Origin of the sequence: Vibrio sp. VPAP30, from assembly GCF_001188205.1 — a bacterium.
Lineage (GTDB): Bacteria > Pseudomonadota > Gammaproteobacteria > Enterobacterales > Vibrionaceae > Vibrio > Vibrio bivalvicida.
The window spans coordinates 26160-50492 of sequence record NZ_LBLS01000019.1 but is presented as its reverse complement, the minus strand read 5'-3'; the positions used below and the strand labels follow the sequence as shown (position 1 = coordinate 50492).

At 47.1% G+C, this 24333-nt stretch carries 24 protein-coding genes and 1 riboswitch; of the genes, 10 read left to right on the top strand and 14 right to left on the bottom strand.

Annotated elements, in window-relative coordinates:
• Positions 1 to 20 precede the first annotated feature (20 nt).
• Positions 21 to 120: riboswitch (purine riboswitch) on the bottom strand.
• 296 nt (positions 121 to 416) lie between these two features.
• The 5 genes from gmk to recG all read left to right on the top strand — a co-directional run bounded on the left by gmk (position 417) and on the right by recG (position 6733).
• Positions 417 to 1040 (top strand): guanylate kinase, encoded by a 624-nt coding sequence (gene gmk, locus ZX61_RS07995; protein WP_049844157.1) that lies wholly within the window; start codon positions 417 to 419, stop codon positions 1038 to 1040.
• Positions 1041 to 1136: 96 nt separating this feature from the next.
• Positions 1137 to 1409 (top strand): DNA-directed RNA polymerase subunit omega, encoded by a 273-nt coding sequence (gene rpoZ / locus ZX61_RS07990; RefSeq protein WP_004410883.1) that lies wholly within the window; start codon positions 1137 to 1139, stop codon positions 1407 to 1409.
• A 41-nt stretch (positions 1410 to 1450) separates the two neighbouring features.
• Entirely contained in the window at positions 1451 to 3568 is a 2118-nt protein-coding gene (gene spoT / locus ZX61_RS07985; RefSeq protein ID WP_049844156.1) for a bifunctional GTP diphosphokinase/guanosine-3',5'-bis pyrophosphate 3'-pyrophosphohydrolase, read from the top strand.
• 68 nt (positions 3569 to 3636) lie between these two features.
• Entirely contained in the window at positions 3637 to 4320 is a 684-nt protein-coding gene (gene trmH, locus ZX61_RS07980; protein ID WP_049844155.1) for a tRNA (guanosine(18)-2'-O)-methyltransferase TrmH, read from the top strand.
• A 334-nt stretch (positions 4321 to 4654) separates the two neighbouring features.
• Complete coding sequence (gene recG / locus ZX61_RS07975) at positions 4655 to 6733, top strand: ATP-dependent DNA helicase RecG (RefSeq protein ID WP_049844154.1); 2079 nt, start codon at positions 4655 to 4657, stop codon at positions 6731 to 6733.
• A 192-nt stretch (positions 6734 to 6925) separates the two neighbouring features.
• Here the strand turns inward: recG and cysQ are convergent, their stop codons facing one another.
• The 4 genes from cysQ to ZX61_RS07955 all read right to left on the bottom strand — a co-directional run bounded on the left by cysQ (position 6926) and on the right by ZX61_RS07955 (position 9908).
• Complete coding sequence (gene cysQ / locus ZX61_RS07970; RefSeq protein ID WP_049844153.1) at positions 6926 to 7753, bottom strand: 3'(2'),5'-bisphosphate nucleotidase CysQ; 828 nt, start codon at positions 7751 to 7753, stop codon at positions 6926 to 6928.
• Between the two features lie 61 nt (positions 7754 to 7814).
• Positions 7815 to 8363 carry an ADP compounds hydrolase NudE gene (gene nudE / locus ZX61_RS07965; protein ID WP_049844152.1) on the bottom strand — a complete coding sequence of 183 codons (549 nt, stop codon included), beginning with the start codon at positions 8361 to 8363 and terminating at the stop codon, positions 7815 to 7817.
• Between the two features lie 169 nt (positions 8364 to 8532).
• Positions 8533 to 9120, bottom strand: coding sequence for a Fe-S biogenesis protein NfuA (nfuA, locus tag ZX61_RS07960; RefSeq protein ID WP_049844151.1), 588 nt, complete (start codon positions 9118 to 9120; stop codon positions 8533 to 8535).
• Between the two features lie 86 nt (positions 9121 to 9206).
• Positions 9207 to 9908, bottom strand: a complete 702-nt coding sequence (locus ZX61_RS07955) for an amidophosphoribosyltransferase (RefSeq protein WP_049844150.1) — start codon at positions 9906 to 9908, stop codon at positions 9207 to 9209.
• Between the two features lie 59 nt (positions 9909 to 9967).
• On the opposite strand from ZX61_RS07955, the gene bioH reads away from it, so the two are divergent.
• Complete coding sequence (gene bioH, locus ZX61_RS07950; RefSeq protein ID WP_049844149.1) at positions 9968 to 10762, top strand: pimeloyl-ACP methyl ester esterase BioH; 795 nt, start codon at positions 9968 to 9970, stop codon at positions 10760 to 10762.
• 134 nt (positions 10763 to 10896) lie between these two features.
• Positions 10897 to 11367, top strand: a complete 471-nt coding sequence (locus tag ZX61_RS07945) for a hypothetical protein (protein ID WP_049844148.1) — start codon at positions 10897 to 10899, stop codon at positions 11365 to 11367.
• A 145-nt stretch (positions 11368 to 11512) separates the two neighbouring features.
• Here the strand turns inward: ZX61_RS07945 and ZX61_RS07940 are convergent, their stop codons facing one another.
• Positions 11513 to 13837, bottom strand: coding sequence for a Tex family protein (locus tag ZX61_RS07940; RefSeq protein WP_049844147.1), 2325 nt, complete (start codon positions 13835 to 13837; stop codon positions 11513 to 11515).
• A gap of 222 nt (positions 13838 to 14059) precedes the next feature.
• Here ZX61_RS07940 and ZX61_RS07935 point away from each other — a divergent pair, with 222 nt between their 5' ends.
• Entirely contained in the window at positions 14060 to 15943 is a 1884-nt protein-coding gene (locus ZX61_RS07935) for a putative ATP-dependent zinc protease (protein WP_049844146.1), read from the top strand.
• A 35-nt stretch (positions 15944 to 15978) separates the two neighbouring features.
• Here ZX61_RS07935 and greB read toward each other — a convergent pair whose 3' ends face one another.
• Positions 15979 to 16458, bottom strand: coding sequence for a transcription elongation factor GreB (gene greB / locus ZX61_RS07930; protein WP_049844145.1), 480 nt, complete (start codon positions 16456 to 16458; stop codon positions 15979 to 15981).
• A gap of 175 nt (positions 16459 to 16633) precedes the next feature.
• On the opposite strand from greB, the gene ompR reads away from it, so the two are divergent.
• Complete coding sequence (gene ompR / locus ZX61_RS07925) at positions 16634 to 17353, top strand: osmolarity response regulator transcription factor OmpR (RefSeq protein ID WP_004746095.1); 720 nt, start codon at positions 16634 to 16636, stop codon at positions 17351 to 17353.
• Between the two features lie 79 nt (positions 17354 to 17432).
• On the top strand, positions 17433 to 18740 hold the full coding sequence (envZ, locus tag ZX61_RS07920; protein WP_049844144.1) for a two-component system sensor histidine kinase EnvZ: 1308 nt from the start codon (positions 17433 to 17435) through the stop codon (positions 18738 to 18740).
• A gap of 63 nt (positions 18741 to 18803) precedes the next feature.
• Here the strand turns inward: envZ and ZX61_RS07915 are convergent, their stop codons facing one another.
• The 8 genes from ZX61_RS07915 to gspG are packed head-to-tail and all read right to left on the bottom strand — an operon-like array spanning position 18804 to position 24295.
• A complete protein-coding gene (locus ZX61_RS07915) occupies positions 18804 to 19568 on the bottom strand; it encodes a type II secretion system protein N (RefSeq protein WP_049844143.1) in 765 nt (254 codons plus the stop codon).
• 4 nt (positions 19569 to 19572) lie between these two features.
• Positions 19573 to 20064: a type II secretion system protein M gene (locus tag ZX61_RS07910; protein WP_049844142.1), complete on the bottom strand. Its 492-nt coding sequence runs from the start codon at positions 20062 to 20064 to the stop codon at positions 19573 to 19575.
• A 10-nt stretch (positions 20065 to 20074) separates the two neighbouring features.
• Entirely contained in the window at positions 20075 to 21289 is a 1215-nt protein-coding gene (gspL, locus tag ZX61_RS07905) for a type II secretion system protein GspL (RefSeq protein WP_049844141.1), read from the bottom strand.
• A complete protein-coding gene (gene gspK, locus ZX61_RS07900; RefSeq protein WP_049844140.1) occupies positions 21255 to 22268 on the bottom strand; it encodes a type II secretion system minor pseudopilin GspK in 1014 nt (337 codons plus the stop codon). The genes gspL and gspK overlap by 35 nt, the downstream gene beginning before the upstream one ends.
• Positions 22261 to 22911, bottom strand: coding sequence for a type II secretion system minor pseudopilin GspJ (gene gspJ, locus ZX61_RS07895; protein ID WP_049844139.1), 651 nt, complete (start codon positions 22909 to 22911; stop codon positions 22261 to 22263). Before gspJ ends, gspK begins: the two co-directional genes overlap by 8 nt.
• Entirely contained in the window at positions 22898 to 23254 is a 357-nt protein-coding gene (gene gspI / locus ZX61_RS07890) for a type II secretion system minor pseudopilin GspI (protein ID WP_049844138.1), read from the bottom strand. The genes gspJ and gspI overlap by 14 nt, the downstream gene beginning before the upstream one ends.
• Positions 23241 to 23828 (bottom strand): type II secretion system minor pseudopilin GspH, encoded by a 588-nt coding sequence (gspH, locus tag ZX61_RS07885; protein WP_049844137.1) that lies wholly within the window; start codon positions 23826 to 23828, stop codon positions 23241 to 23243. The genes gspI and gspH overlap by 14 nt, the downstream gene beginning before the upstream one ends.
• 23 nt (positions 23829 to 23851) lie before the next feature.
• On the bottom strand, positions 23852 to 24295 hold the full coding sequence (gspG, locus tag ZX61_RS07880) for a type II secretion system major pseudopilin GspG (protein ID WP_049844136.1): 444 nt from the start codon (positions 24293 to 24295) through the stop codon (positions 23852 to 23854).
• Between the last annotated feature and the right edge of the window lie 38 nt (positions 24296 to 24333).

The window sequence follows — 24333 nt, the reverse complement described above, 5'->3', positions numbered from 1 at the left end:
GGTTCAATGCTGCGAAAAGAGATAGGCGCATAAGCTACTGTAGTCACTAAGGTAGGCTCAGTGGTAGAAACGTCCAATCCATTTTATTAGACATATACAGCATTTAATCGTTTGCGCGGATTGTAAGGATCTCGAATAAAAACTCAACGCTTTTCTCTGCTAAATACACAACAATAGCAAACGATTGCTTCAGGCGGTGAATCTGTTGAATATTGTCTTAGTACTCTGCTGGCTGAAAACTGTGATAACTAATCAGTTATTGCAAGTTGTCCTAAATAGGCGAATTATGCTACTCTTCGCCTCCATTTTTCTGGCCTAAATTTCACCACTTCGGTGTTTCTATGTGGTCAGTGCTATCTTTAAACATGTCAGTATTATCTACTGACAGTTATCAAACCAAATGTGGGATCGTACCTATGGGTAAAGGCACTCTATATATCGTATCTGCACCAAGTGGTGCTGGAAAGTCTAGTCTGATTTCAGCCATGCTAGAAACTAACCCAACCTACGCGATGAAAGTGTCGGTCTCTCATACTACTCGCGGTATGCGCCCTGGTGAGCAAGATGGTGCTCACTACCACTTCGTACAGAAAGAACACTTTGAAGAGCTGATTGATAAAGGTGAGTTCCTTGAGTATGCCGAAGTGTTTGGCAACTACTACGGCACGTCGCGGGTTTGGATTGAAGAAAACCTCGACAAAGGCATTGATGTATTCCTAGATATCGACTGGCAAGGTGCTCGCCAAATCCGTGAACAAATGCCTTTAGCGAAAAGTCTGTTTATCCTACCGCCATCAAATGGTGAGCTAGAGCGTCGCCTTAACGCTCGCGGACAAGACAGCGATGCCGTGATTGCTAAGCGCATGGCGGAAGCAAAATCGGAAATCTCACACTACGCTGAGTACGACTACGTGATCATCAACGATGATTTCGACACTGCCTTGATGGACTTTAAAGCCATCATACGCGCAGAAAGATTGAAGCAAGACAAGCAAGCTGCTAAATATAAAGGCATGCTTGATGCGCTTTTAGCTGAGTAAATAGCAGGAAACACAAACAGATCCTAGACACTAGGAACTGTCAGCCTGTATAATTTCTCGTCATTCAAAAATTTAGTTAACTAATTTGGAGTTCTCATGGCACGCGTAACTGTACAAGACGCTGTTGAAAAAGTTGGCAACCGTTTCGACCTAGTTCTAATTGCGGCACGCCGCGCTCGTCAAATGCAAACTGGTGGCAAAGATTCACTAGTGCCAGAAGAGAATGATAAGCAAACGGTTATCGCTCTACGCGAAATCGAAGAAGGCCTTATCACTAAAGAGATTCTTGATGCACGTGAGCGTCAAGAGCAGCAAGAGCAAGAAGCCGCTGAACTAGCAGCTGTAAGCAGCATCGCTCACAGCCGCTAATTAGCCTTCTCGTCACAACAACTATCTTCCGGGCCTAAAGTTTGTATCTATTTGATAGCCTCAAAGACGTTGCCCAAGAATACCTAACAGAGCCTCAAATTGAGGCTCTGCGTCAATCTTATGTGGTAGCGAAAGATGCCCATGAAGGGCAAACCCGCTCTAGTGGGGAACCTTATATCATCCACCCTGTTGCTGTAGCTCGTATCTTGGCTGAAATGCGCCTTGATATTGAAACCCTACAAGCAGCCCTTCTTCACGACGTTATTGAAGATACCGAAGTCACCAAAGAAGAGCTTGAAGCTCAATTTGGCAATACCGTTGCAGAGCTGGTGGATGGCGTTTCTAAGCTTGATAAGCTTAAGTTTCGCGATCGCAAGGAAGCTCAGGCAGAAAACTTCCGTAAGATGGTTCTTGCCATGGTGCAAGACATCCGCGTTATTCTGATCAAACTTGCTGACCGTACGCACAATATGCGCACGCTCGGTGCTCTTCGTCCAGACAAAAAACGTCGTATCGCCCGCGAAACACTAGAAATCTATTCTCCACTAGCGCATCGCCTTGGTATCCACAACATCAAAACTGAGCTCGAAGAGCTAGGTTTTGAAGCGCTCTACCCGAACCGCTATCGCGTTCTTAAAGAGGTAGTTAAAGCAGCGCGTGGTAATCGAAAGGAGATGATTCAACGTATTCATGACGAGATTGAAGGTCGCCTTGAAGAAGTCGGCTTGAAAGCGCGTGTTTTTGGTCGAGAGAAAAACCTTTTCTCCATCTACAACAAGATGAAGACCAAAGAACAACGCTTCCATACCATTATGGATATCTACGCTTTCCGCGTGGTAGTCGATAATGCCGATACCTGTTACCGAGTGCTTGGTCAGGTTCATAGCCTCTACAAGCCGCGTCCGGGTCGCATGAAAGACTACATCGCGGTACCAAAAGCGAACGGCTATCAATCTATCCACACTTCAATGGTTGGCCCTCATGGTGTACCGGTTGAAGTTCAGATCCGTACCGAAGATATGGATCAAATGGCAGACAAAGGTGTCGCGGCTCACTGGTCATATAAAGGTACCGGAGAGCGCACAGGCACAACAGCGCAAGTCAAAGCTCAACGTTGGATGCAAAGCCTGCTTGAGCTACAACAAAGCGCCGGTAATTCATTTGAATTCATCGAGAACGTTAAATCGGATCTGTTCCCAGACGAGATTTACGTCTTTACACCAAAAGGTCGCATTGTCGAGCTGCCTGTTGGCGCAACTGCGGTAGATTTCGCTTATGCCGTACATACTGATGTTGGTAATACCTGTGTCGGTGCTCGTGTTGATCGTAACCCTTACCCACTGAGTAAATCGCTGAAAAACGGTCAGACGATTGAGATAATCAGTGCTCCGGGGGCACGCCCCAATGCTGCATGGCTCAACTACGTGGTGACGTCTCGTGCTCGTACTAAGATCCGTCAGGTTCTGAAAACTATGCGCCGTGAAGAGTCGATTACACTGGGTCGCCGCCTGCTTAACCATGCCTTGGGCGAACTTTCTCTATCAGATATCGATGAAGAGAACATCAACCATGTTCTGACCGATCTAAAAGTAGACTCGATCGACGATCTGCTGGCAGATATCGGTCTTGGTGAATTAATGAGCATTGTCATTGCGCGTCGCTTATTGGGCGATGCTGATGAGCTGACAGAAGTTGAAAGTAATAACGACGGTAAGAAGAAACTGCCGATCCGCGGTGCGGAAGGTATTTTGCTGACGTTCGCCAACTGTTGTCACCCGATCCCAGATGACCACATTATCGCTCACGTTTCACCGGGCCGAGGTCTGGTGGTCCACCGCGAGATGTGTCCGAATGTACGCGGTTATCAGAAAGAGCCGGATAAGTACATGGCGGTGGAATGGTCTGATGATTACGACAAAGAGTTCATCACTGAAGTCACTGTCGACGTTCAAAATCGTCAAGGTGCACTCGCAGAGCTGACAAATGTTATTTCAAAAACGGGCTCAAACATTCACGGACTTTCAACCGAAGAGCGTGATGGTCGCTTATACACAGTGACAGTACTGCTAACGACCAAAGATCGTGTTCACCTTGCTGGCATTATGCGTAAGATTAAAGCCATGCCACAGACGCTAAAAGTTCGTCGCCGCAAGAACTAACCGTTTGATTTAAATACTTAATCGCCCTTGAAATCACCATTTCAAGGGCTTTTCTTTTGTGTAAGATTATGAATTTAGAACGCTACAATCGTATCCAACAAGTCCTCAAGGCCCGCCAAGCTGATTTAACCCTTTGTCTGGAAGAAGTTCACAAGCCAAACAACGTTTCTGCCGTTATCCGTACTGCCGATGCAACGGGTATTCACAAGATTCACGCGGTATGGCCAAATGAGATGCGTACACTGAGCCATACTTCTGCTGGTGCTCGTAACTGGGTAGACGTTGAAACGCATGACTCTATCGACGAGGCTATTACTGAACTTAAAGCCCAAGGTATGCAGGTTCTCGTCACTAATCTATCCGAAACTGCGGTCGATTTTCGAGAAATTGACTACACCAAACCAACTGCGATTATTCTCGGCAGTGAAAAGGTCGGGGCTTCTGAAAAAGCGAAGCAACTTGCCGATCAGGACATCATCGTGCCTATGGTAGGCATGGTGCAGTCTCTCAACGTATCGGTAGCCAGTGCAGTCATTCTTTATGAAGCACAGCGTCAACGCGAAGCCGCTGGCATGTACGACAATAATGTCAGCTCTGTACCAGAGGAAACCATTCATCGCCTACTGTTCGAACGTGGCCATCCAGTGCTAGCTAAAGTCGCCAAGCGCAAAAAGCTCCCTTACCCGCCACTAGACGAACAAGGCCAGATCATCGCCGATGACGAATGGTGGGCAGAGATGCAGAAGAAATAGCTGCTCTAACGTCTGTCATCCTCAAGACGAGGGATGAACGAGTTGGTGATCTCTTCAAGCAAGTAGAAGACTTCTGGAGATTCCCTACTCCTTCCTTCGTCAGTCTATGGAATGACAATTAGTTTCTCCAAAGGCGAATAACAATCACGCTTTCCATAGCGCAGCGTTCTATAGGACGAAGTCCGTTCTAGAATCCCAAACGAAGCGTTCTCGCGGGCGTAGCCCGATCTCTCACTCGATTTTTTCCTGTACAAAAACACAGCCCAATGGTTAACTAACAGGGTCTTATCTAACTCACTGAGTCACTTACTCAAAATAACGAGCGAGCTGTGTCATGTCCCAACTGCTATCTGCGATTCCTCTCACCTCTCTCACTGGCGTTGGCGCCAAAGTAGCCGAGAAGTTAGCCAAAGTTGGGCTCAATAGCGTTCAAGATCTCCTTTTTCATCTTCCACTGCGCTATGAAGATCGCACTCGTATCTACCCGATTGTAAAACTGCATGCAGGTTTGTGGGCGGCGGTACAAGGCAAGGTGATGAGTGTTGATACCTTGTTTGGCAAACGTAAAATGCTGTCAGTGAAAATCAGTGATGGTAACGGCACCATCACACTGCGTTTTTTCAATTTTACTGCTGGAATGAAGAACAACTTCGCCGAAGGTAAAACCGTTCACGCTTATGGTGAAATCAAGCGTGGTGGCTACGGACTAGAGATTGTCCATCCAGATTATAAATTCTACACACCGAACCAAAGCACCCAAGTAGAGCAAACGCTTACTCCAGTCTACCCGACGACGGATGGTTTAAGGCAGGTGACGCTGCGCAATTTAACCGAGCAAGCACTAGAGTTACTCGACAAAGCGGCAGTACAAGAGCTGCTACCGAATGGCCTGTATGATCACCAAATCACCCTAGCACAAGCACTGCACACAATTCATCGTCCGCCACCGAATATCAACTTAGAGCAGTTTGATGAAGGCAAACATCCTGCGCAGATCCGTTTGATTATGGAAGAGCTGCTGGCACAAAACCTGTCGATGTTGGCGGTGCGCAGCAAAGGTCAGCAAGACATAGCATTGCCGCTACCAGCCTGCAACAAGCTCAAACAGCAACTGCTCGACCAACTTCCCTTCTCGCCGACCAATGCTCAGGCACGCGTGGTAGGTGAAATCGAACAAGACCTCGAAAAATCGCACCCTATGATGCGTCTAGTTCAAGGAGATGTTGGCTCAGGTAAAACCCTAGTCGCAGCGCTTGCAGCTCTGCGTGCCCTTGAGCATGGCTACCAAGTCGCCTTGATGGCTCCTACAGAACTGCTCGCGGAGCAACACGCGATTAACTTTGCTCAGTGGCTCGAACCAATGGGCATCACGGTTGGCTGGCTGGCTGGCAAATTGAAAGGTAAAGCCAAAGAAGCGGAGCTTGCTCAGATCGCCAATGGTGAGGCGCAAATGGTGGTCGGTACCCACGCCCTATTCCAAGAGCATGTAGAGTTCCACCACTTAGCATTAGTAATTATTGATGAGCAGCACCGTTTTGGTGTCCATCAACGGTTAGAACTACGTGAGAAAGGTGAAAAGCAAGGTGCTTACCCTCATCAACTAATCATGACAGCGACACCGATTCCGCGCACTCTAGCGATGACCGCCTATGCCGACCTTGAAACTTCGGTTATCGATGAGCTACCACCGGGGAGAACGCCGATTCAAACCGTCGCCATTCCGGACACCAAGCGCGAGGATATTGTCGAGCGAGTACGCAACGCTTGTCTTAACGAGGGCAAACAAGCCTACTGGGTGTGTACCTTAATTGATGAATCTGAAGTGCTAGAGGCACAAGCGGCAGCCGATACGGCTGAAGAGCTACAACGTAAATTACCAGACGTAAAGATTGGCTTGGTACACGGTCGAATGAAGCCGTCCGAGAAGCAAGCGGTGATGCAAGACTTCAAGGACAATAAGCTCCACCTTTTGGTCGCGACAACTGTGATTGAAGTAGGCGTTGATGTGCCTAACTCTAGCTTAATGATTATCGAAAACCCGGAACGTTTAGGTTTAGCTCAGCTCCACCAGCTACGTGGTCGTGTAGGTCGAGGCAGTGTCGCCAGTCATTGTGTGCTGCTCTACCATTCACCGCTGTCGAAAACCGCCCAAAAACGCTTAGGTGTTCTACGCGAAAGTAACGATGGTTTCATTATTGCGCAGCGTGACTTAGAAATCCGTGGACCGGGTGAATTGTTAGGCACCAAGCAAACAGGTATGGCAGACTTTAAAATCGCAGATTTAGTCCGTGATCAGCGCTTAATTCCCGAAGTTCAGCGTATTGCACGCCACATTCACGATAACTTCCCACAAAACGCCATCGCCATTATCGACCGCTGGCTGGGTGATAGAGATGTGTATTCGAAGGCTTAGTGAGAGACGAGAGACGAGAGACGAGAGACGAGAGACGAACGATTATCGCTCTTTAGAAACGAGTCCTGTCAACGCCCTCAAATCAAAGACTCGTTCAGTTCACAACTCACTCTGCGTCCCCACTCGAAGGACGCTGTCCGGTCTCGATTCTCGAAGCGCAGCGATCCCGAGGACGCAGTCCGTTCTCGCTCTTTAATCCTTAACCTTTAAAATCTCATCCCACGGCAAGTTCTCATCACCCAAGACAATAAAGTTTGGGTTCTCTAGTGTGTCGCGCTCGTTATAAGAAAGCGGCTCTAGTAAGGTACTCAGAATGCGCCCACCCGCTTCCTCGACAATACACTGGGTTGCGGCGGTATCCCACTCACCGGTTGGGCCGAGTCTTAGATAACAATCGACTGCACCTTCAGCAACTAAACAGGCTTTGAGAGCTGCTGAGCCAAGTGGCACTAAATCATAATTCCAACCACTGCTCATGCGGCTTGTGATGCGATTGATATCTTGACGACGGCTAATCGCCATCGCGATCGGGCTTTTAGGGCCATCATGCTGATGCGTTTTGATGCGCACGCTTTCACTTAAATCTGGAATTTTCCACGCCCCTTTACCTTGGTAAGCGTAGTACGTCACCCCAGAGACCGGAGCGTAGACCACCCCCATCACTGGCTTGTGATTTTCAACCAACGCAATGATAGTCGCAAAGTCACCACTGCGGGCAATAAACTCTTGGGTTCCATCTAGCGGGTCAACTAACCAATAGCGGCTCCATTGTGAACGCTTATCTAAGCTGATATCCGCCGCTTCTTCCGATAGCACCGGAATATCAGGGGTCAGCTCAGTGAGTTTTTCAACAATCAACTTATGCGCCGCAATATCGGCACTAGTTACTGGTGTTTCGTCGCTTTTAGTAAAAGCTTCGTACTCTTTTTTCTCGTAAATATCGAGAATTAACTGCCCTGCGCTGCGGGCAATTTCAATCACTGCGGGCAAATGATGAGAGAGATCTTCTGTCATTGGCATACAAAATCCTTAGCGCTCTACCTACTCTTTCCTCATGCGACATCACTGAGGAAAATGTTAATTATGTTTTTAAGATTCGTAGAGCGAGTAACAACGCAGTAATACTGCGCGCTTCACAAAAATCGAGGTGCGTTAACAGCTCTTCAGCTTGTGCCAAAGGCCAACGAACCACTTCTAACGGTTCTGGTTCATCACCTTCCAATTGCTCTGAGTATAGTTGCTCAGCGATGAATAGGGTCATTTTGCTCGAGAAATAAGACGGTGCAAGAACGACTTCTTTTAACGGCGTTAGCTTTTTAGCGCCATAGCCAATCTCTTCTTTCAATTCACGTTCAGCCGCCTGCTGAGCCGTCTCACCAGGATCGATCAACCCCTTAGGAAAGCCAAGTTCATAACGTTCTGTGCCCGCTGCATATTCTCTGACTAACAAGATGTCACCTTGCTCGGTAACAGGAACCATCATGACTGCATGACGTCCACTTGGTTTCATGCGTTCGTAGGTTCGGTGCTCACCATTGCTAAAGCGCAAATCTAACGCTTCAATTGCAAACAATCGCGATTGCGCGACAGTCTGCTTCGCCAATACTTCTGGAGGGTTCCGTTTGGCCACAAGCTGACTCCTTTGCATCAAGGGAAGGTTCTAGGGTTTCGCTATCATCACGAACTTTGCTCGAAACAACAACAGTCCCTAATATATGAGAAATCTATCAGTTTTGAAAACAAAAAAGGGTCGGCAACGCTGCCAACCCTATGTTTTTCATTCGCTTAAATCGTCTCGCTTAGTAGTAAGAGTGCTCACCGCGATCATGTTCAGTGGCATCGCGTACCGCAGAGAGTTCGCCTTCAAACTGCTGAAGAAGCTCTTTCTCGATACCTTCCTTCAGTGTTACATCAACCATAGAACAGCCGTTACAGCCGCCACCAAAGGCAACAATTGCAATGCCTTCGTCTGTGATTTCAACTAAGCTTACATGGCCACCATGACCTGCAAGCTGAGGGTTAACTTGTGTCTGAATCACGTACTCGACACGCTCTACTAGAGGCGCATCATCAGAAACCTTACGCATTTTCGCGTTTGGCGCTTTCAAAGTAAGTTGAGAACCCATTTTGTCAGTTACAAAATCAATTTCAGCGTCTTCAAGGAACGGCAGGCTTAGCTCATCAACAAATGCTGAGAAGAACTCAAACGCCAATTCAGTATCGGTAGATTCTACCGCTTCTGGCGGGCAGTAAGACACGCCACACTCTGCGTTTTGAGTACCAGGATTAACCACGAATACACGAATATTTGTGCCTTCTGGCTGCTGTCCTAATAGGTTAGCAAAGTGTTTTTGGGCAGTTTCTGTAATAGTAATTGTATTTGACACGACGAATACCTGAGTAATTTTGTAGGCTATTAGTTGACCATTTTACTCCTGAAAACTGAGAGATCTAGCCTTTTAGTCAATTTATACTAACTTGCAGGCTCAGGAGTACGGCAGATGCAGTAAATATCAACATTTTTCACCCCTGCTTCAAGCAGTAATTCACATAAATGCTGCACCGTACTTCCGGTAGTGAGGACATCATCAACAATCGCGACATGCTCAACATAGACCTCTCTATTTAAAGTGAAAGCTAGGCGAAGATTTCTCCGCCTCTCTGCCTTAGTTAACCCTAACTGCTGCGGCGTCGCCCTAATGCGCCGAAATAGCGGCTTACATGGTAGGTCGAGTTGACGTGCAAGCGATATCGCAATTAACTCACTTTGATTGAAGCCGCGTTGCAGATACCTGCCCCAATGCAGTGGAACGTAAGTGATAAGTTGAGCGGGGGTTTCAATCCTAGGAGTAAGCAGACGAGCCAGTTTGTTGGCCTGCCAAAACTGACGCTCATACTTAAGCCGATGCACATACTGAGAAAGTGGCGGTTGATAATCTGCAACACAATAAAGCCGTTGCCATTTTGGAGGCTGCTTAAGGCATTGCCCACACTCTTCAACCTTATAAGGTGCCGGCAACCCACAGCGTTGACAACGTGCAGTAGGTGCAAAGTATCGAGCGCAATGCACACAGATACCACTTTGTGGAAAAAGCTTGTCTAACGGGAGATGACAAACCTCACAGTGCATAGGCAACAGGTCAGCGATGTATTTAGCTACCCTTTGAGTTAACATAACCTCACTCCATTGAAGCAGTATTCGATGATTGTGTAGCTAGAGTAGCAAGCGAAAGGATGGAAAAAGTGCGACAAACCGAGAGCAAAAGTGAATCTTTGTATTGGCAATCAACTGGCCAAGGTAATGACCTAGTCCTTCTCCATGGCTGGGGGATGAATGGCGCGGTGTGGCAGCAAACCGTAGAGACACTTAGCCAACACTTCTGTGTCCATGTTGTTGATCTACCAGGCTTTGGTCACAGTCATCAGTCATATTTTGACGACATGCCACATCTCGCTGAGCAGGTACTACAACATGCTCCAGAGAAAGCAATCTGGCTCGGTTGGTCTTTAGGTGGCTTAGTGGCAACACATATTGCACTGAATCATCCACAGCGTGTACAAAAGTTGATTACTGTGGCAAGTTCACCCAAGTTTGCCGCACAAAGACCTTGGCGAGGGATCCAGCCTAATGTGCTTAGCGCTTTCACCGAACAGCTAGTCGATGATTTCCAGCTAACCATCGAACGTTTTATGGCCTTACAGGCAATGGGGAGCCCCTCTGCAAGACAGGATGTCAAACGACTCAAGAAAGCCGTACTGTCTCGACCAACACCAAATCCAACGTCTCTTTTGACGGGCTTGCAACTGTTAGCCGATATCGACTACCGCAGCGAGCTGGAAAACCTAGCAATTCCACTGCTTCGTCTTTATGGGCGTTTGGATGGCCTTGTACCCGTCAAAGTTGCCAGCGACGTCGATACCCTTGCCCCAAGCAGCAATAGCTTCATTTTTACCGAGTCTTCTCACGCGCCATTTATAACTGAGCTCGAAACGTTTTGCCAACAAGTTCACCAATTTATCACCCGCTAAAGTGACACGTGAACAATGTGCAAAAAGTAAAAATCTGCACTAAACATTTATCTTAATTGGTCGATAAATAAACTAACCGAAGGAGTTGCTAGGGTTCGCCCCTACTCTCAGGTTGGGCGTGAGGAGGTTAATGAATGCTCGTATCACCTACGAACGTAAGTGTTCCACTCATCGCCCCATCGGTTAATGTGCAAACGGAACAAGCGGCGCGTGACAATAAAGTCCGCGAGCCAATTGTACCGACAATTGCATTGACCAAGAGTAACGCACAACGAAAGGTAACAGCAGACGATAAACGGCGAAAGCGATCATCATGGGACCCCTCAGAGCACCCAAGCTATGAGACGGAAGAAAGTGGTAGCGCAGTTGCTGTTTCTCAGGAAGAACCGAAAGACACCCTCGAAAGGCTATTCCAACTGTTGGCACTGGAAAGTTATAGCGAACATCAAGGTAAAGGCTACGCCATGCGCTTTCGCTTGCCGAGGCGCATAATCGATGCGGCGATAACAGAAGGGATGATGGCTAAACGCAGAACCGTGATTAAGTTTCATTACGGAGATGCCGTGGCACCTAACCCCCCATCTGATGTAATTGCGGTGTTGTAGTACCTTGTCGTTATACCCATCGGGATAAAAGAGATGATCAGATATTTATTCTGGTTGGTATCACTTGGTTCGATAAGGTAATGCCGAAAAAAATCCCCGTTAGTATCGCTACTACGGGGATTTATATTTTTAGATCACCAAGTTGCTAGCGTTTCGCTTTGGCGAAGGCAGCAGCAAAAGCACCACCCATCGCACTATTACCGCTGGACGACTCGTCACGACGGCGTTGACCACCTTGCTGTTGTCGCTGCTGACCACGTGGAGCACTTGTACGCTGAGTTCGGTTGTCTTGCCCTGGCTCATCGGTCAAACGCATTGAAAGGCCAATACGTTTACGCTGCACATCCACTTCCATCACTTTCACCTTGACGATATCACCCGCTTTAACCACTTCACGCGGATCAGAAACGTAACGGTCCGTCAGCGCAGAGATGTGCACTAAGCCATCTTGGTGAACGCCGATATCAACAAAAGCACCAAAGTTCGCAACGTTAGACACTACCCCTTCTAACACCATCCCAGGTTCAAGATCAGAAACCTGATTAACGCCATCAGCGAATGTGGCTGTCTTAAACTCAGGGCGTGGGTCGCGACCCGGTTTATCTAGCTCTTTGATGATGTCGCTCACCGTCGGCACACCAAAACTGTCATCGGTATAATCAACAGCGTGAAGTCCGCGTAGGAACTGAGTATCACCAATCAGCGCTTTGACATTTTTACTGTTTTTCTCAGCAATCGCTTTGACCACAGGGTACGCTTCTGGGTGAACAGAAGAAGCATCCAATGGGTTCTTACCCTCCATAATGCGCAAGAAGCCTGCACACTGCTCAAATGCCTTAGGCCCCAAGCGCGCGACCTTTTTCAGCGTGGTACGCGCTTCAAAGCGGCCATTTTCATCACGATAATCAACAATGTTTTGCGCAATTGTGCTCGATAGGCCCGCTACGCGAGTCAATAGTGCTGGTGATGCAGTATTCACATCTACGCCCACCGCGTTCACACAGTCTTCGACCACAGCATCAAGACGTTTGGCCAGCATGGATTGGCTTACATCGTGCTGGTACTGACCCACACCAATCGATTTAGGATCAATCTTAACCAGCTCAGCAAGCGGGTCTTGTAGGCGGCGAGCAATCGACACTGCACCACGTAGTGACACATCTAAATTCGGGAACTCGTTCGCTGCAAGCTCAGACGCTGAATAAACCGATGCACCTGCTTCGCTAACCATGATTTTCTGCACTTTGAGGTTGCCACGTTTAATCAGATCAGCAACAAACGTATCCGTTTCACGTGAAGCCGTACCGTTACCAATCGCAATCAAGTCAACGTTGTATTTGCGCACTAAGGCGTCAACAATCTGAGCTGATTTATCATATTGTTTTTGTGGTGGATGCGGATAGATAGTCTCTGTCGCTAGCACCTTGCCTGTAGAGTCTACAACCGCAATTTTAGAGCCAGTACGTAGACCCGGATCAAGACCTAACGTCGCACGAGGGCCAGCCGGTGCTGCCATCAACAAGTCTTTAAGGTTAGTGGCGAAAACCTCAATCGCTTCAATCTCAGCGCGTTCTTTCATCGCACCCATGAGCTCAGTTTCCATATGCATAGAAACTTTGATGCGCCATGCCCAGCTAATGACTTGCTTACGCCAAGTATCAGCCGGTGAATTGCTCAGGGAAATGCCATAATGGTCGCTGATAATCGTCTCACAGTGAGGCTGGCGAACGCCTTCTTCTTGCGCAGGATCAGCATTCATCGCTAGGGTTAAGAAACCTTCATTACGTCCGCGTAGCATCGCAAGTGCACGGTGCGATGGCACTTTACTCAGCGCTTCATTATGTTCGAAGTAGTCCTTAAACTTCTCACCTTCGCGCTCTTTACCCTCAACTACTTTCGCCACAAGTTCAGCGTTACGATTAAGGTAAGCCCGGATTTTCTCTAGTAAGTTTGCATCTTCTGCAATTCGCTCCATCACAATAGCGCGAGCGCCATCTAGAGCGGCTTTGGTATCTGCAATGCCTTTGTCTGCATCAATGTAGTTTGCAGCTTCGACTTCTGGCTCAGTCAAAGCCTCATTCCAAAGCTTATCGGCTAACGGTTCTAGACCCGCTTCGATTGCGATCTGCCCTTTGGTGCGACGCTTTGGCTTGTAAGGCAAGTAAAGGTCTTCAAGACGAGTTTTGCTGTCTGCCTGCTGAATTTCAGCTTCCAGTTCAGTCGTTAATTTGCCCTGTTCCTGAATCGACTTAACAATGGTTTGGCGACGCTCATCAAGCTCACGCAAGTAAGATAAACGGCTATCAAGGTTACGCAGCTGAGTATCATCCAACCCACCCGTCACCTCTTTTCGGTAACGGGCAATAAAAGGGACTGTGTTTCCATCATCAATAAGGTTAACAGCAGCAGTGACCTGCTCAGGTCTAACACTCAGTTCCTGAGCAATCAAATTACAGATAGCGTGGCTCATCCGTTGAATCTCTTGTTGTTTTAAACCTTCTTTATATTGGGATTACTCGTGCAAAACCCAACACTTTTTGTTACCGCTAGCAAGGTTACGCAATTGTTTTGCTAATAGTTTGGCAAATATGTGAAAGTTATGTCAGAAATAAAGATAGCTCAGAACTTAGAACTAAAAAATGGAACTAAATTCGTTCACGACCTGTGCGAATAACGATTAGTTGGAACCGCGATGAAAAAAATCTTACTGGCATTATCTATCTCCCTAGTCTCATCCTATGTGTTAGCCGATCAAAGCAGCACCAGTATCAATGCGTCTACTCAATCACCTGTCTATACACTCGATGACAAGCTCGTTCTGGGTCGTGTAGAGAGTGTTTATCTCAACGAGATAGAAGCGCTAACAGGAGTTTCATTTGCTGGTAAGATAGATACCGGAGCCGATACCACGTCAATGCACGCGACTAATATTCGCGTATCTAGTTCCCATTCAGAATTCAGTCACCTAAAAGATCAAGAGCTGATGAAGGCTTTAGTTGACTTTGCCCCAATTGATAACGTCGATTACGATGATTGGAATGCTGATCTTTTTGCCCCTTACGGTGTTGAAGTGACTTTCACCATTAAACACCCACATACGGGAGAAAATATCCAGATCACCAGACCAATAGAACACGTCGGTGTGATTCGTAATCGAACCCAAAAAGAACCGATCCTAAGACCTACGATTGCGTTACCTATGACCATTGCAGGTAAAACGGTGATGACAGAGGTTAATTTGACCGATAGAACTCAGTTTTCAGCGCCGATTCTGATCGGCAAAACCTTTTTAGATAACAACGCTTGGGTTTACGCAGGGTACGATTATCTGCAAGAGCAGCAAAACGCGCAGCTTATTGGCAAAAAAGAAGCGGTTGAGATCGCGGGTGTTAAACAAAAGGTCAGCTACTCACTGCAAAACAATTACTCCGCTCTACATGCCACTAATATCAAAGTCGACAACAAGAAACAGCAAGTCTCATTTGATATTGAGGATGATAACGGCAATCGTTCGACACTCACTCGACCGCTAGTGCGCATGCTCAATGTGAGCGGCACTAAACGCCCGATGGTCTTTATTCCAGTCGAAACCAACGACGCTGAAACTCAGTACTGGTTCGTCTACTTAACCGACCGTAGCAAATTCAACTCTCAGTTGCGCCTTGGCAAAGGGACGCTTAATCGACGCTTTATGATAGATACTAGCGCGGTATCTCTACTTGCAGGTACACCTCAAACCATGAGTAGCAAATCAAAGGCAATGCAAGTCTCTGGTGAAGAGTCGCTGCTACTTGATGGTATTGAGCTGACTGCTGAGCCTTCTTTAGTGGTTAAAACACCGCTACTGAAGGTCGCGAGCTTCGAGATCTTTGACAAAAATGGCAAGGAGTGGGTGACCTATTATCTCACCGACCAAAACGGTGAAGCGCAGCAATTTTCTAAACCAATCAATAAGACACTAAAAGTTGGTGACTCTACCCGCCCGGTAGTGTTTGGTACCTTCACCTTATACGGTGAAAAAGTTGAACTGCCGTACGCGATTGATGTTCTTGACCAAGACGAAACCAAAGACTACTTCATCATCGGTCAGAAAATGTCGAAAAATGGGGTGCTGATCAATACCCGCACCGATCATCTTCTCGATTCTTACCCGTTGTTTAAAGCAGGCCATATTGAAGTAGCACAAGTAGAAGGCCTTAGCTTCCCAGTCAAGCTCGACACGGGTGCCGATGTCAGCTCGATCAATGCACAGAACATCAAACAGTTCGAAAAAGACGGCAAGCCTATGGTCAGTTTTACCTACAAAAATGATCTTGGCATGGAGAAAGACTTTACCCTAGAGGTAGTCGATAGCATGAAGATTAGGGCGAAGAAAGGTGAGCAACCAACCATTCGCCCAGTGGTCGAGATGCAGGTCAAACTCGGTGAACTAGAGAAAAAGATCCGCGTTAACCTCAAAGACCGTAGCCGTTTCCACTACAGCATGATCTTAGGTAAAAACTTCCTTAAATATGGTGCAGTTGTCGGCAGTGAGCACAACTACATTCTGACTGACAAGCCCGCTAGCGAAAAATAGTTAAAGCAAAAAGTCCCGCAAATCGGGACTTTTTGTTATTCAGCACCATAGCGGATACAGTTAACAAACCACTCTTTGTAACCTTCCGGGGTTTTGACGCTAAACTCGTCATCGACTTCTTTTTTCAACAGTGCGCGTGCCATCGGCGAATCAATCGAAATGTAGCCCTTAGCATCACCATAGATTTCGTCAGGGCCAACAATACGGAATGCTTTGACGTCACCGGCTTCATTTTCTATTTCCACCCAAGCGCCAAAAAACACTTTGCCTTCTTGTTGCGGAGAGTAATCGACCACTTTGACTTGCTCTAAGCGCTTACGCAGATAGCGTACGCGGCGATCTATCTCTCTTAAGCGCTTTTTGTTGTATTGATAATCTGCGTTTTCACTCCGATCACCGAGACTCGCCGCCCAAGTCACTTTTTTGGTCACTTCCGGACGCTCTTCTTTCCACAAAAAATCGAGCTCTTTTTTAAGTCGATCAAAGCCTTCTCTTGTTATTAGGTTCGTTTTCATATTTCTGACGTTATTAAATTGAAGTTCCGATATACATTAGCTAAAAAGGAAATAAACGTTAACAATTCTTTGCACCAATAGCTTAAGAACAGTGTTACATTTTAAGTTGCGCATAAAGGTGACTGTTTCAACAGCCAGAAGTCGCGCAAGCTTATTAACTAGGTGGACCCATTACATGCAAGAAAATCACAAGATCTTAGTTGTTGATGATGATGCACGACTTCGTGCACTACTAGAGCGTTACTTGTCTGAACAAGGATTCCAAGTTCGTAGTGTTGCAAACAGTGAGCAGATGGACCGCCTGCTAACGCGTGAAACTTTCCATTTGATGGTGCTAGACCTGATGTTACCAGGCGAAGACGGGCTATCGATCTGCCGTCGCCTGCGTAATGCCAACAGCACGTTACCAATTCTGATGCTGACCGCAAAAGGGGACGAGATTGATCGTATCGTCGGCCTAGAGGTAGGGGCAGATGACTACTTACCAAAACCGTTTAACCCACGTGAACTATTAGCTCGTATTAAAGCGGTCTTACGCCGTCAAACTACCGAGCTGCCAGGTGCGCCAAGTAGTGAAGAATCGGTGGTTGAGTTTGGTGATTTCCGCCTAAACCTAGGTACACGTGAAATGTTCCGTGGCGATGAAGCCATGCCGCTAACTTCTGGTGAGTTTGCCGTATTGAAAGCTCTCGTGACCAATGCTCGTGAGCCAATGTCGCGTGATAAGCTAATGAATATGGCTCGCGGTCGAGAATACTCAGCGATGGAGCGTTCAATTGACGTGCAGATCTCTCGCCTGCGCCGTATGCTCGAAGTCGACCCAAGTAAACCTCGCTACATTCAAACGGTATGGGGCTTAGGTTATGTGTTCGTCCCTGACGGCAAAGAAGCTTAACCAACTATATGTTTGATAGAGTGCGAGACTAAGTCTCGCACTCTTTGATTTATACTAACCTTCTCTCAAGGTAGGTGTTATGCGCATCCGCAGCTCATTTACTCAATCCATTTTTATCTTTCTTACTCTGCTTATCGCAAGCCAGATTTACTCTTATTACGCAGTCTTTAACTACGCTCTTATGCCGAGTCTGCAGCAATTTAATAAGATCCTCGGTCACGAGATTAATCTTATGCTTGATGACTCTCAAACCATAGAAGATGGACTGGCAATGGATGCGCCACTGCGTCGACGTGTGTTAGAGCAACTTGGCGTGACCGTTCATGCCAAAGACAGCCCAATGGCTGACGAATATCACCATGCAGTGCGTATTGATTTGATGAGTGAAGAGATGACGAACGAGCTAGGCTCACCAACCGATGTTCGTATGATGCTTGGAGAAGAGAGTTATGTATTGTGGATGAAAATAGACTCCCTGCCAGACTCACTGCTGCGCATTCCACTCTCTGAGCTGCAAGAAGAGGATTTTACCCCGCTGTTTCGCAATAGCCTGATCATGGCACTGTTAATTGTTGCTGGTGGCTGGCTGTTTATCCGCTTGCAAAATCGTCCTTTGATCGCGCTAGAAAAAGCAGCCAAAGGAGTCGGTCGTGGTGAAATCCCACCACCACTGCCAGAAAAAGGCGCATCAGAAATTCGCTCGGTGACACAAGCATTCAACCAAATGTCAAAGGGTATCCAAGCACTCGAAGAAGACCGGGCCTTGTTGATGGCAGGTATTAGTCATGACCTGCGTACGCCATTAACCCGAATTCGTTTGGCGACTGAGATGATGTCACCTGAAGATAGCTACCTGGCAGAAGGCATCATCAGTGATACCGAAGAGTGTAACGAAATCATCAGCCAGTTTATGGATTACCTCAAACCGGTAAACAAGCAATCTTTCATTGAAGTTGACCTCAATGAGATCGCCAACGATGTCGCTTCATCTGAAGGTGGCTATGAGGTGCAAATTGATACCGACCTACACCAACCACTGAAAGAAACACTAGGTAGCCCAATTGCGATCAAACGTGCAGTGAGCAATTTAGTGGTCAATGCGATTCGCTATGGCGACGGCTGGACTAAAGTGAGCACAGGCATTACCGCTGACAACAAGTTAGTTTGGGTGTGTGTCGAAGACAATGGTCCAGGGATAGAGCAAAGCCAAATCGCCAAACTATTTGAACCCTTTACGCGCGGCGATACAGCACGTGGAAGCGAAGGAACAGGGTTAGGGTTGGCTATCGTTAAACGAATCGTCAGCCAACACAATGGCTCAGTGATTGTTAACAATCGCAGTGGCGGAGGGTTAAAAGTGCAAATCAGCTTCCCAGCCACCAAATAGCAACAAACGCAAACAAATAAGGGCAGTCAATAGACTGCCCTGTTTGATCTTTCTACTTAACGGCTAAAGCCGACCTTGATAACTAAACTGAAACTTACCTTCGCTGTCAGCTTGAGTTGGCAGCCACTTTAGCTGTTGTTGAAATGCGCTCGGAAACTCAGCTTGCGGCTTAAACCAAGCACTGGAAGTGTAGCTCTGATCAGAATTCAACTTAGCAACAAAGCCACTTTCAACTTGGTCACTCTTTTGCTGCCCAACGACATCAAAACGACTTTGCTGACAGGTAAAGTTTGCAATTACGGGGCCTACTTGCAAATCAGACATAGGTGTACCAACGATATCGGTATTCCATACTACGCTGCCTTGCGCGCTTTCACAGTACGGAGCGGCGTAAGCATAAGTGCGCAGGCTTAACTCTACTTGACCACTCAGTTCTAACGGAACAGGTAGTGACGGCGCAAACTCCAGCACTTGTTCGACTGGCAACGAAGCGATTAAGTTCTCGGCGTATAAACCACTGGGTGAGTAACCAACAATCCCGCGACCTTGGAGCGACAAATCACTACCGCGGCCAAAACGCACCTGAGCCTCTATCCCTCCAGTAAACAGCTTGGCAATATTAAGCTGCCAATTAAGCGCTCCATAGCTTTGGTTTTGCCACTTAACTTGGTGCACTGAGCCTTGCCATACTGTCCCTTCAACGCCTATTAGCTTGAGCTGATTAGGTAGTGGAGCATACTGCACGACGAACTGAGCGGGTAAGTGCACCATAGCACTGGTAACAAAAACGGTACTAAGGAATAAGCCCGATAAAACTGTCTTTTTCACCCAATTACCCTCTGCCAAGCTGAAGTCGATTTACTTCGATCATACCGTCTGTATCGCCCTTATCAATATCCAGGAATACAACCTTAATGCCATGCTTTTCTTGCAAGAAAGTTATCCAATCCATAAATTGATTGAACGGCATAGGTGCGACCCACACTTGGAACTGCTCACCACGTGGCTGGACTCGGATCAGCTCTACTTTAAACCGACTGACACTCGCAGAGACCGCTTGGTTGATAGGCAGGCTAGAAACCGATCCGCGACCTTGTCCTTGAGACTGGCTGATCTTGTCCGCCTTGTTTTTTACCCAAGAGAGCAATTGCTTTTCGCTTTGAATTCGCATTTGGGCATTGTCGGCTCGCTCAGCCACAGGTTGCACAACACCCCAGTACAACCCACCTAAAATCACCAGCAATGAGCAAGCCACCACTAAGCGCTGTTCACGCTGAGAAATACTCAGCCACCATGTTTGTAAGGTATTAACCAATTTATTCATGCTTAGCACCTCACAAAGGTTTTAGGACGAAAGAGCCGTTGACCAAGCTCCCTGAACGATTAAGTTGACCTTGTTCAACGGCAAAATTAGAGCCGAGCAACTCAGCGGCCTTTTCAAAGGTTTGAAAATCTTTACTTTGCGCCTGTAGGCGAACTTCATTACGCCCACTGTCATACTTAAAGCTAGTGAGATCCAACCCAGGCACTTTATTAAGCAGCGGTGGCAACTTAACCATTAGATTAAGTAACGCACTATCTTCAGAGCCTCCAGACAAGCGATTCACTTCACGCTCCATTTCGCGCTTTAAATAACTGACGGTTGGAATCTTATTTTTACCCGGTAATGACTGACGGAAAATCCGCTCACTCTCTACACGATAGGCACTCGCCTGGGCTTCATACTTTTGAATTTTAAGCACATTATCGACCACGACCACGGCCACTAATAAAACAGCCGCCACCGCAACCTTCTGCCACACTTTCCAGTAACGACTGAAAGAAGATTTCGGCTTGAATTGCCCGGTAAGTAAGTTGATCTTGCTAGTAATGGCTTGTTCAGCAAGTAGTTGCATGACTAACTTAGGTTCGCCGTTAATCCACGACTGCTGCTCAGCAAGTTCAAGTGAAGCTGGTAAAGCCGAGTATGCTGTTAGCGGTAGATATTCATCACCTTCCTGTGCCCATTCAGATTGAGCAACTAAAGACAACCAGTCACTCTCGACTGACATCCCCTGATAAGACGACTTTTTCACTAACCATTGCTGACCAAGCTCAACGGCAGACATACCATCGTTATCAGGCAAAGCTAATACGTCTGGCATTACTTTTTGTATTTGACAGCCAATATCACCAAGTTCCATAAGGACCTTTTCTAACCACTCAGAGTCCAGCGCACATACCTGTGCACGACCTTGTGATTTACTCAGGATGGTAAAGTGCAGTTGATCGACATCCTGCGCTAAGTCATCTTCCAGCACATAGGGCAGCATAGATTCAAGCTGACGACTTGCGCCTGCCGGAATTTCTACATCGGTTAACACTAGGCTTTGTGCCGACAACAAGGCAATCGTACGGCGCCCTTCCGCGTACGTCGCGATCTCTGGTAACGCTTGATGACTGTCTAACTCGCCACTCGCAATCACTTCCTTTTGCGACTCCGACCAGACTAACCACTGGATAGCCTGAGCGGTATTATTTGTCAGTCGAACGATCAGAAACTCGTTCACCGATACCTCCGAAGCGACGGCTAATGACCGTCGCAGTTTGTTTATCACTACTAAATAGCAAGCTGCGAACTCTCACTCGAGACTCCCCAACCAATAATTCAACATCCAGTTCAAAATAGGCACTGGTCACCGCCAAGTAACCTTTACCCTCTTTACGAACCTCATCGGTTACGTTGGCAAACTCTTTTTCGTTTAAAAAATCATCTACGCTTTCCCAACCATCAAAAGGCCGGTTTTCAAGCACTTGCTTAGCTTGATCTACACTGAGCGCAGGTTGAAATAGCGCCGCTAACAATGCGGCTTGTTCAGGCTGTATGGTATTCACATTTAACCTAAAATCTGCACTGGGAATCGCACACACAAAAGGCTGTATCTTTTCCATCACCTCGCCCGAGACCTGATTGACAGCGCGCAGCTCTGAACTATCGGCCATCAGACTATTTGCTGCCATGTACGCTGGAGACATAGACTCATAAAAGCTATCTTCAACGCCAACCGTCGAGTTAACTGAGTCATTATTGTCTAGGTATTCCCAAACTGACTGAGCAATCGTCTCAGCCTGATAGTTTTCTATTTCTAGCTCTTCAAGCAAATTTTGCAGCACTTCCACCAAGTAAGGGGATTTATCAGAACCCGCGGTCGAGGTGACACTCGATAAGGCATTGAGGTTGAAACAGGCTTGCTGGTCAACCAAACGACCTTTTAAAGTCCCGTAGTCGAGTGGATACGTTTGTTCTTCTAACGCCCAAGGCTGAGAAAGATTGATCGTGTCTGAGTCTTTAAAGCTCTGTTCAAGCCCTGTTTTGGCTAACGCTTCAGCCCCCACACTATACCAATAAGCTTGCTGGTAATTGATTTGGTTGGTTGCGCGCTTAAACTGGCTAAACAAACGATCCGCCATACTGGCGGCAATACTGACCATCACAGCCAACAGCAACAAGACAATGATCAGCGCAACACCTCGCTGTTTTCTAACCATCTTGTTTCTGCTCCTCAGCTAACTCTAAAGCCCCACCCGATGTCAGATAGATTCGCTCAATTTTGCCATAATCCTCTAACTCCAAGTTCAGTGCGACAGCCTGTGGTAAGGCTAATTTGGTCTCCCAGTTTTTCTGCCACTTCTTACCATCAAAAAAGCGCATCTCAAAAGAGTCCACCCCATCAAGCAAGGGCATGACAATCCCTTCTTGCCCTGCTGGTGTATCGATATAGCGCCACCACACTCGTTGCAGTTGCTTATCTTTAATCCGATAGCCGACTTTGCTTACTTCACCTCGCGGAAACTGCTGCTGTGGATTGTGCCAACCCGAGCGAACAAACATCACACCCTTCGCATCAGAATCGAGCAAATAATCTTTCCATTGCAGCAACATAGCAGAAGGCTCTTCACCGTTAGTACGAGACTGGCGCAAGGCCATTTGGCGAAAATCGTTATCCATAAACACCAGTGCTCGCTGCAGTGCTTTCAAACGTTCACTGCGCTCCATCGAGATCTCATTACTACGCTGCACCTGATTAAGAACCTGATAGGCGCCCACACTCAAGCTAGCAAAAATAGCAATCGCCACCAGTACCTCAATTAAGGTAAAGCCTTGTGACCGAGCGCGGTTATTTCGGTACATAGCTTCTCACCGTGACAACGGGTGCCCCTTTTTCGCTGGTTGCAACCTTGACATCAAATGCTTGCAGCATATCCCCGGCGGTGGAAACGGGTTCCACTGTCCAGAACCACTCTCGCTCAGCCAGGGTCTCTTTGCCCTTTTTTTTACTCGGCTTAGTGCCAGATAACATCACTTTCGCCATTTGATTGTCAGCAACCATCGCCGCAAAGGTCTTCTCTTCTAGGAAGTTAAGCGTGTTAATGTGTTGGCTGACCGAACGTATCGTTGCAATAGCCGCCGTGGCAAAAATCGCCAATGCGACCAACACCTCTAGAAGCGTAAAGCCTTGTTTAGCTTTGTTCATCACTTTCTCCAGGTGCTAGCAGTAAGATCTGTCCATTTTCTTTTGCCACTATTCGCCAAGCATCGTCTTCAACGCTACGATCTTGCGGATAAATAGCAATTGAAAATGGGGTGACTTCACCACTCGACATAATAAAGACTTGCGGAGGCTGTAGTTTTTTCTTCTCTTGCTCAAACTCTGCAAACATATCTTCATCGAATAGAGAGCCGGGCTTAAACAAACGCTCTTTGTCATTCCAGACGTTGCCACCAAGCTCTAACACAATGGCTAGACTACCATTCAGCTCCGTTTCCGGCGGGATATGATGTTGCTCTAACTTTTGCCAACCTTCAGACTTTAAACGCATGAAGTGATAAGCGGACTTTTTCTCATCGACACGCAGTCCAAAATCATTGCCACTGAGCATCGCTTCCTCATTCAGCAGTTGAACGCGATAAAACAATGACTGCGCCTGCTTTTTTGCGCCGTCTTCTGCACTAGCGGGTAAAGTAGAAATAACCGCCACCGATGCAAGTGAAATCAGCACCAGAACCAGTAGTATCTCTAGCAGAGTAAATCCAGAATGACGACGCATAGTATCTAGCGTTAACCGTTTAATTACTGAAAATCTTGAATATTCCAGTTGCCGATATCGGTATTGGCACCTTCACCGCCTTCCTGACCATCAGCACCTAGAGTAAAGATATCAACGTTTCCGTGATCACCTGGGCTCAGGTATTGGTAGTCGTTGCCCCAAGGGTCAGAAGGTAAACGTTTAATGTAACCACCATCACGGTAGTTACGTGGTTCTGGGCTAGATGGCTTGGTCACCAATGCCTCTAGGCCTTGGTCTGTTGACGGGTAAACACTGTTATCAAGCTTGTACATATCGAGGGCATTTTCTAACGCCACGATATCAGTGATCGCTTTCTGCTGATCAGCCTTTTCTTTGTTACCAAGTAAGTTAGGTACGACAAAGCTTGCCAAAATACCCAAGATCACTACCACCACCATGACTTCTAGCAAGGTAAAGCCAGACTGTTTTTTCATTTTCTTGTTCATTTTATTCTCCACAAAAAGCAGCTTAATTTTGCTAAAAG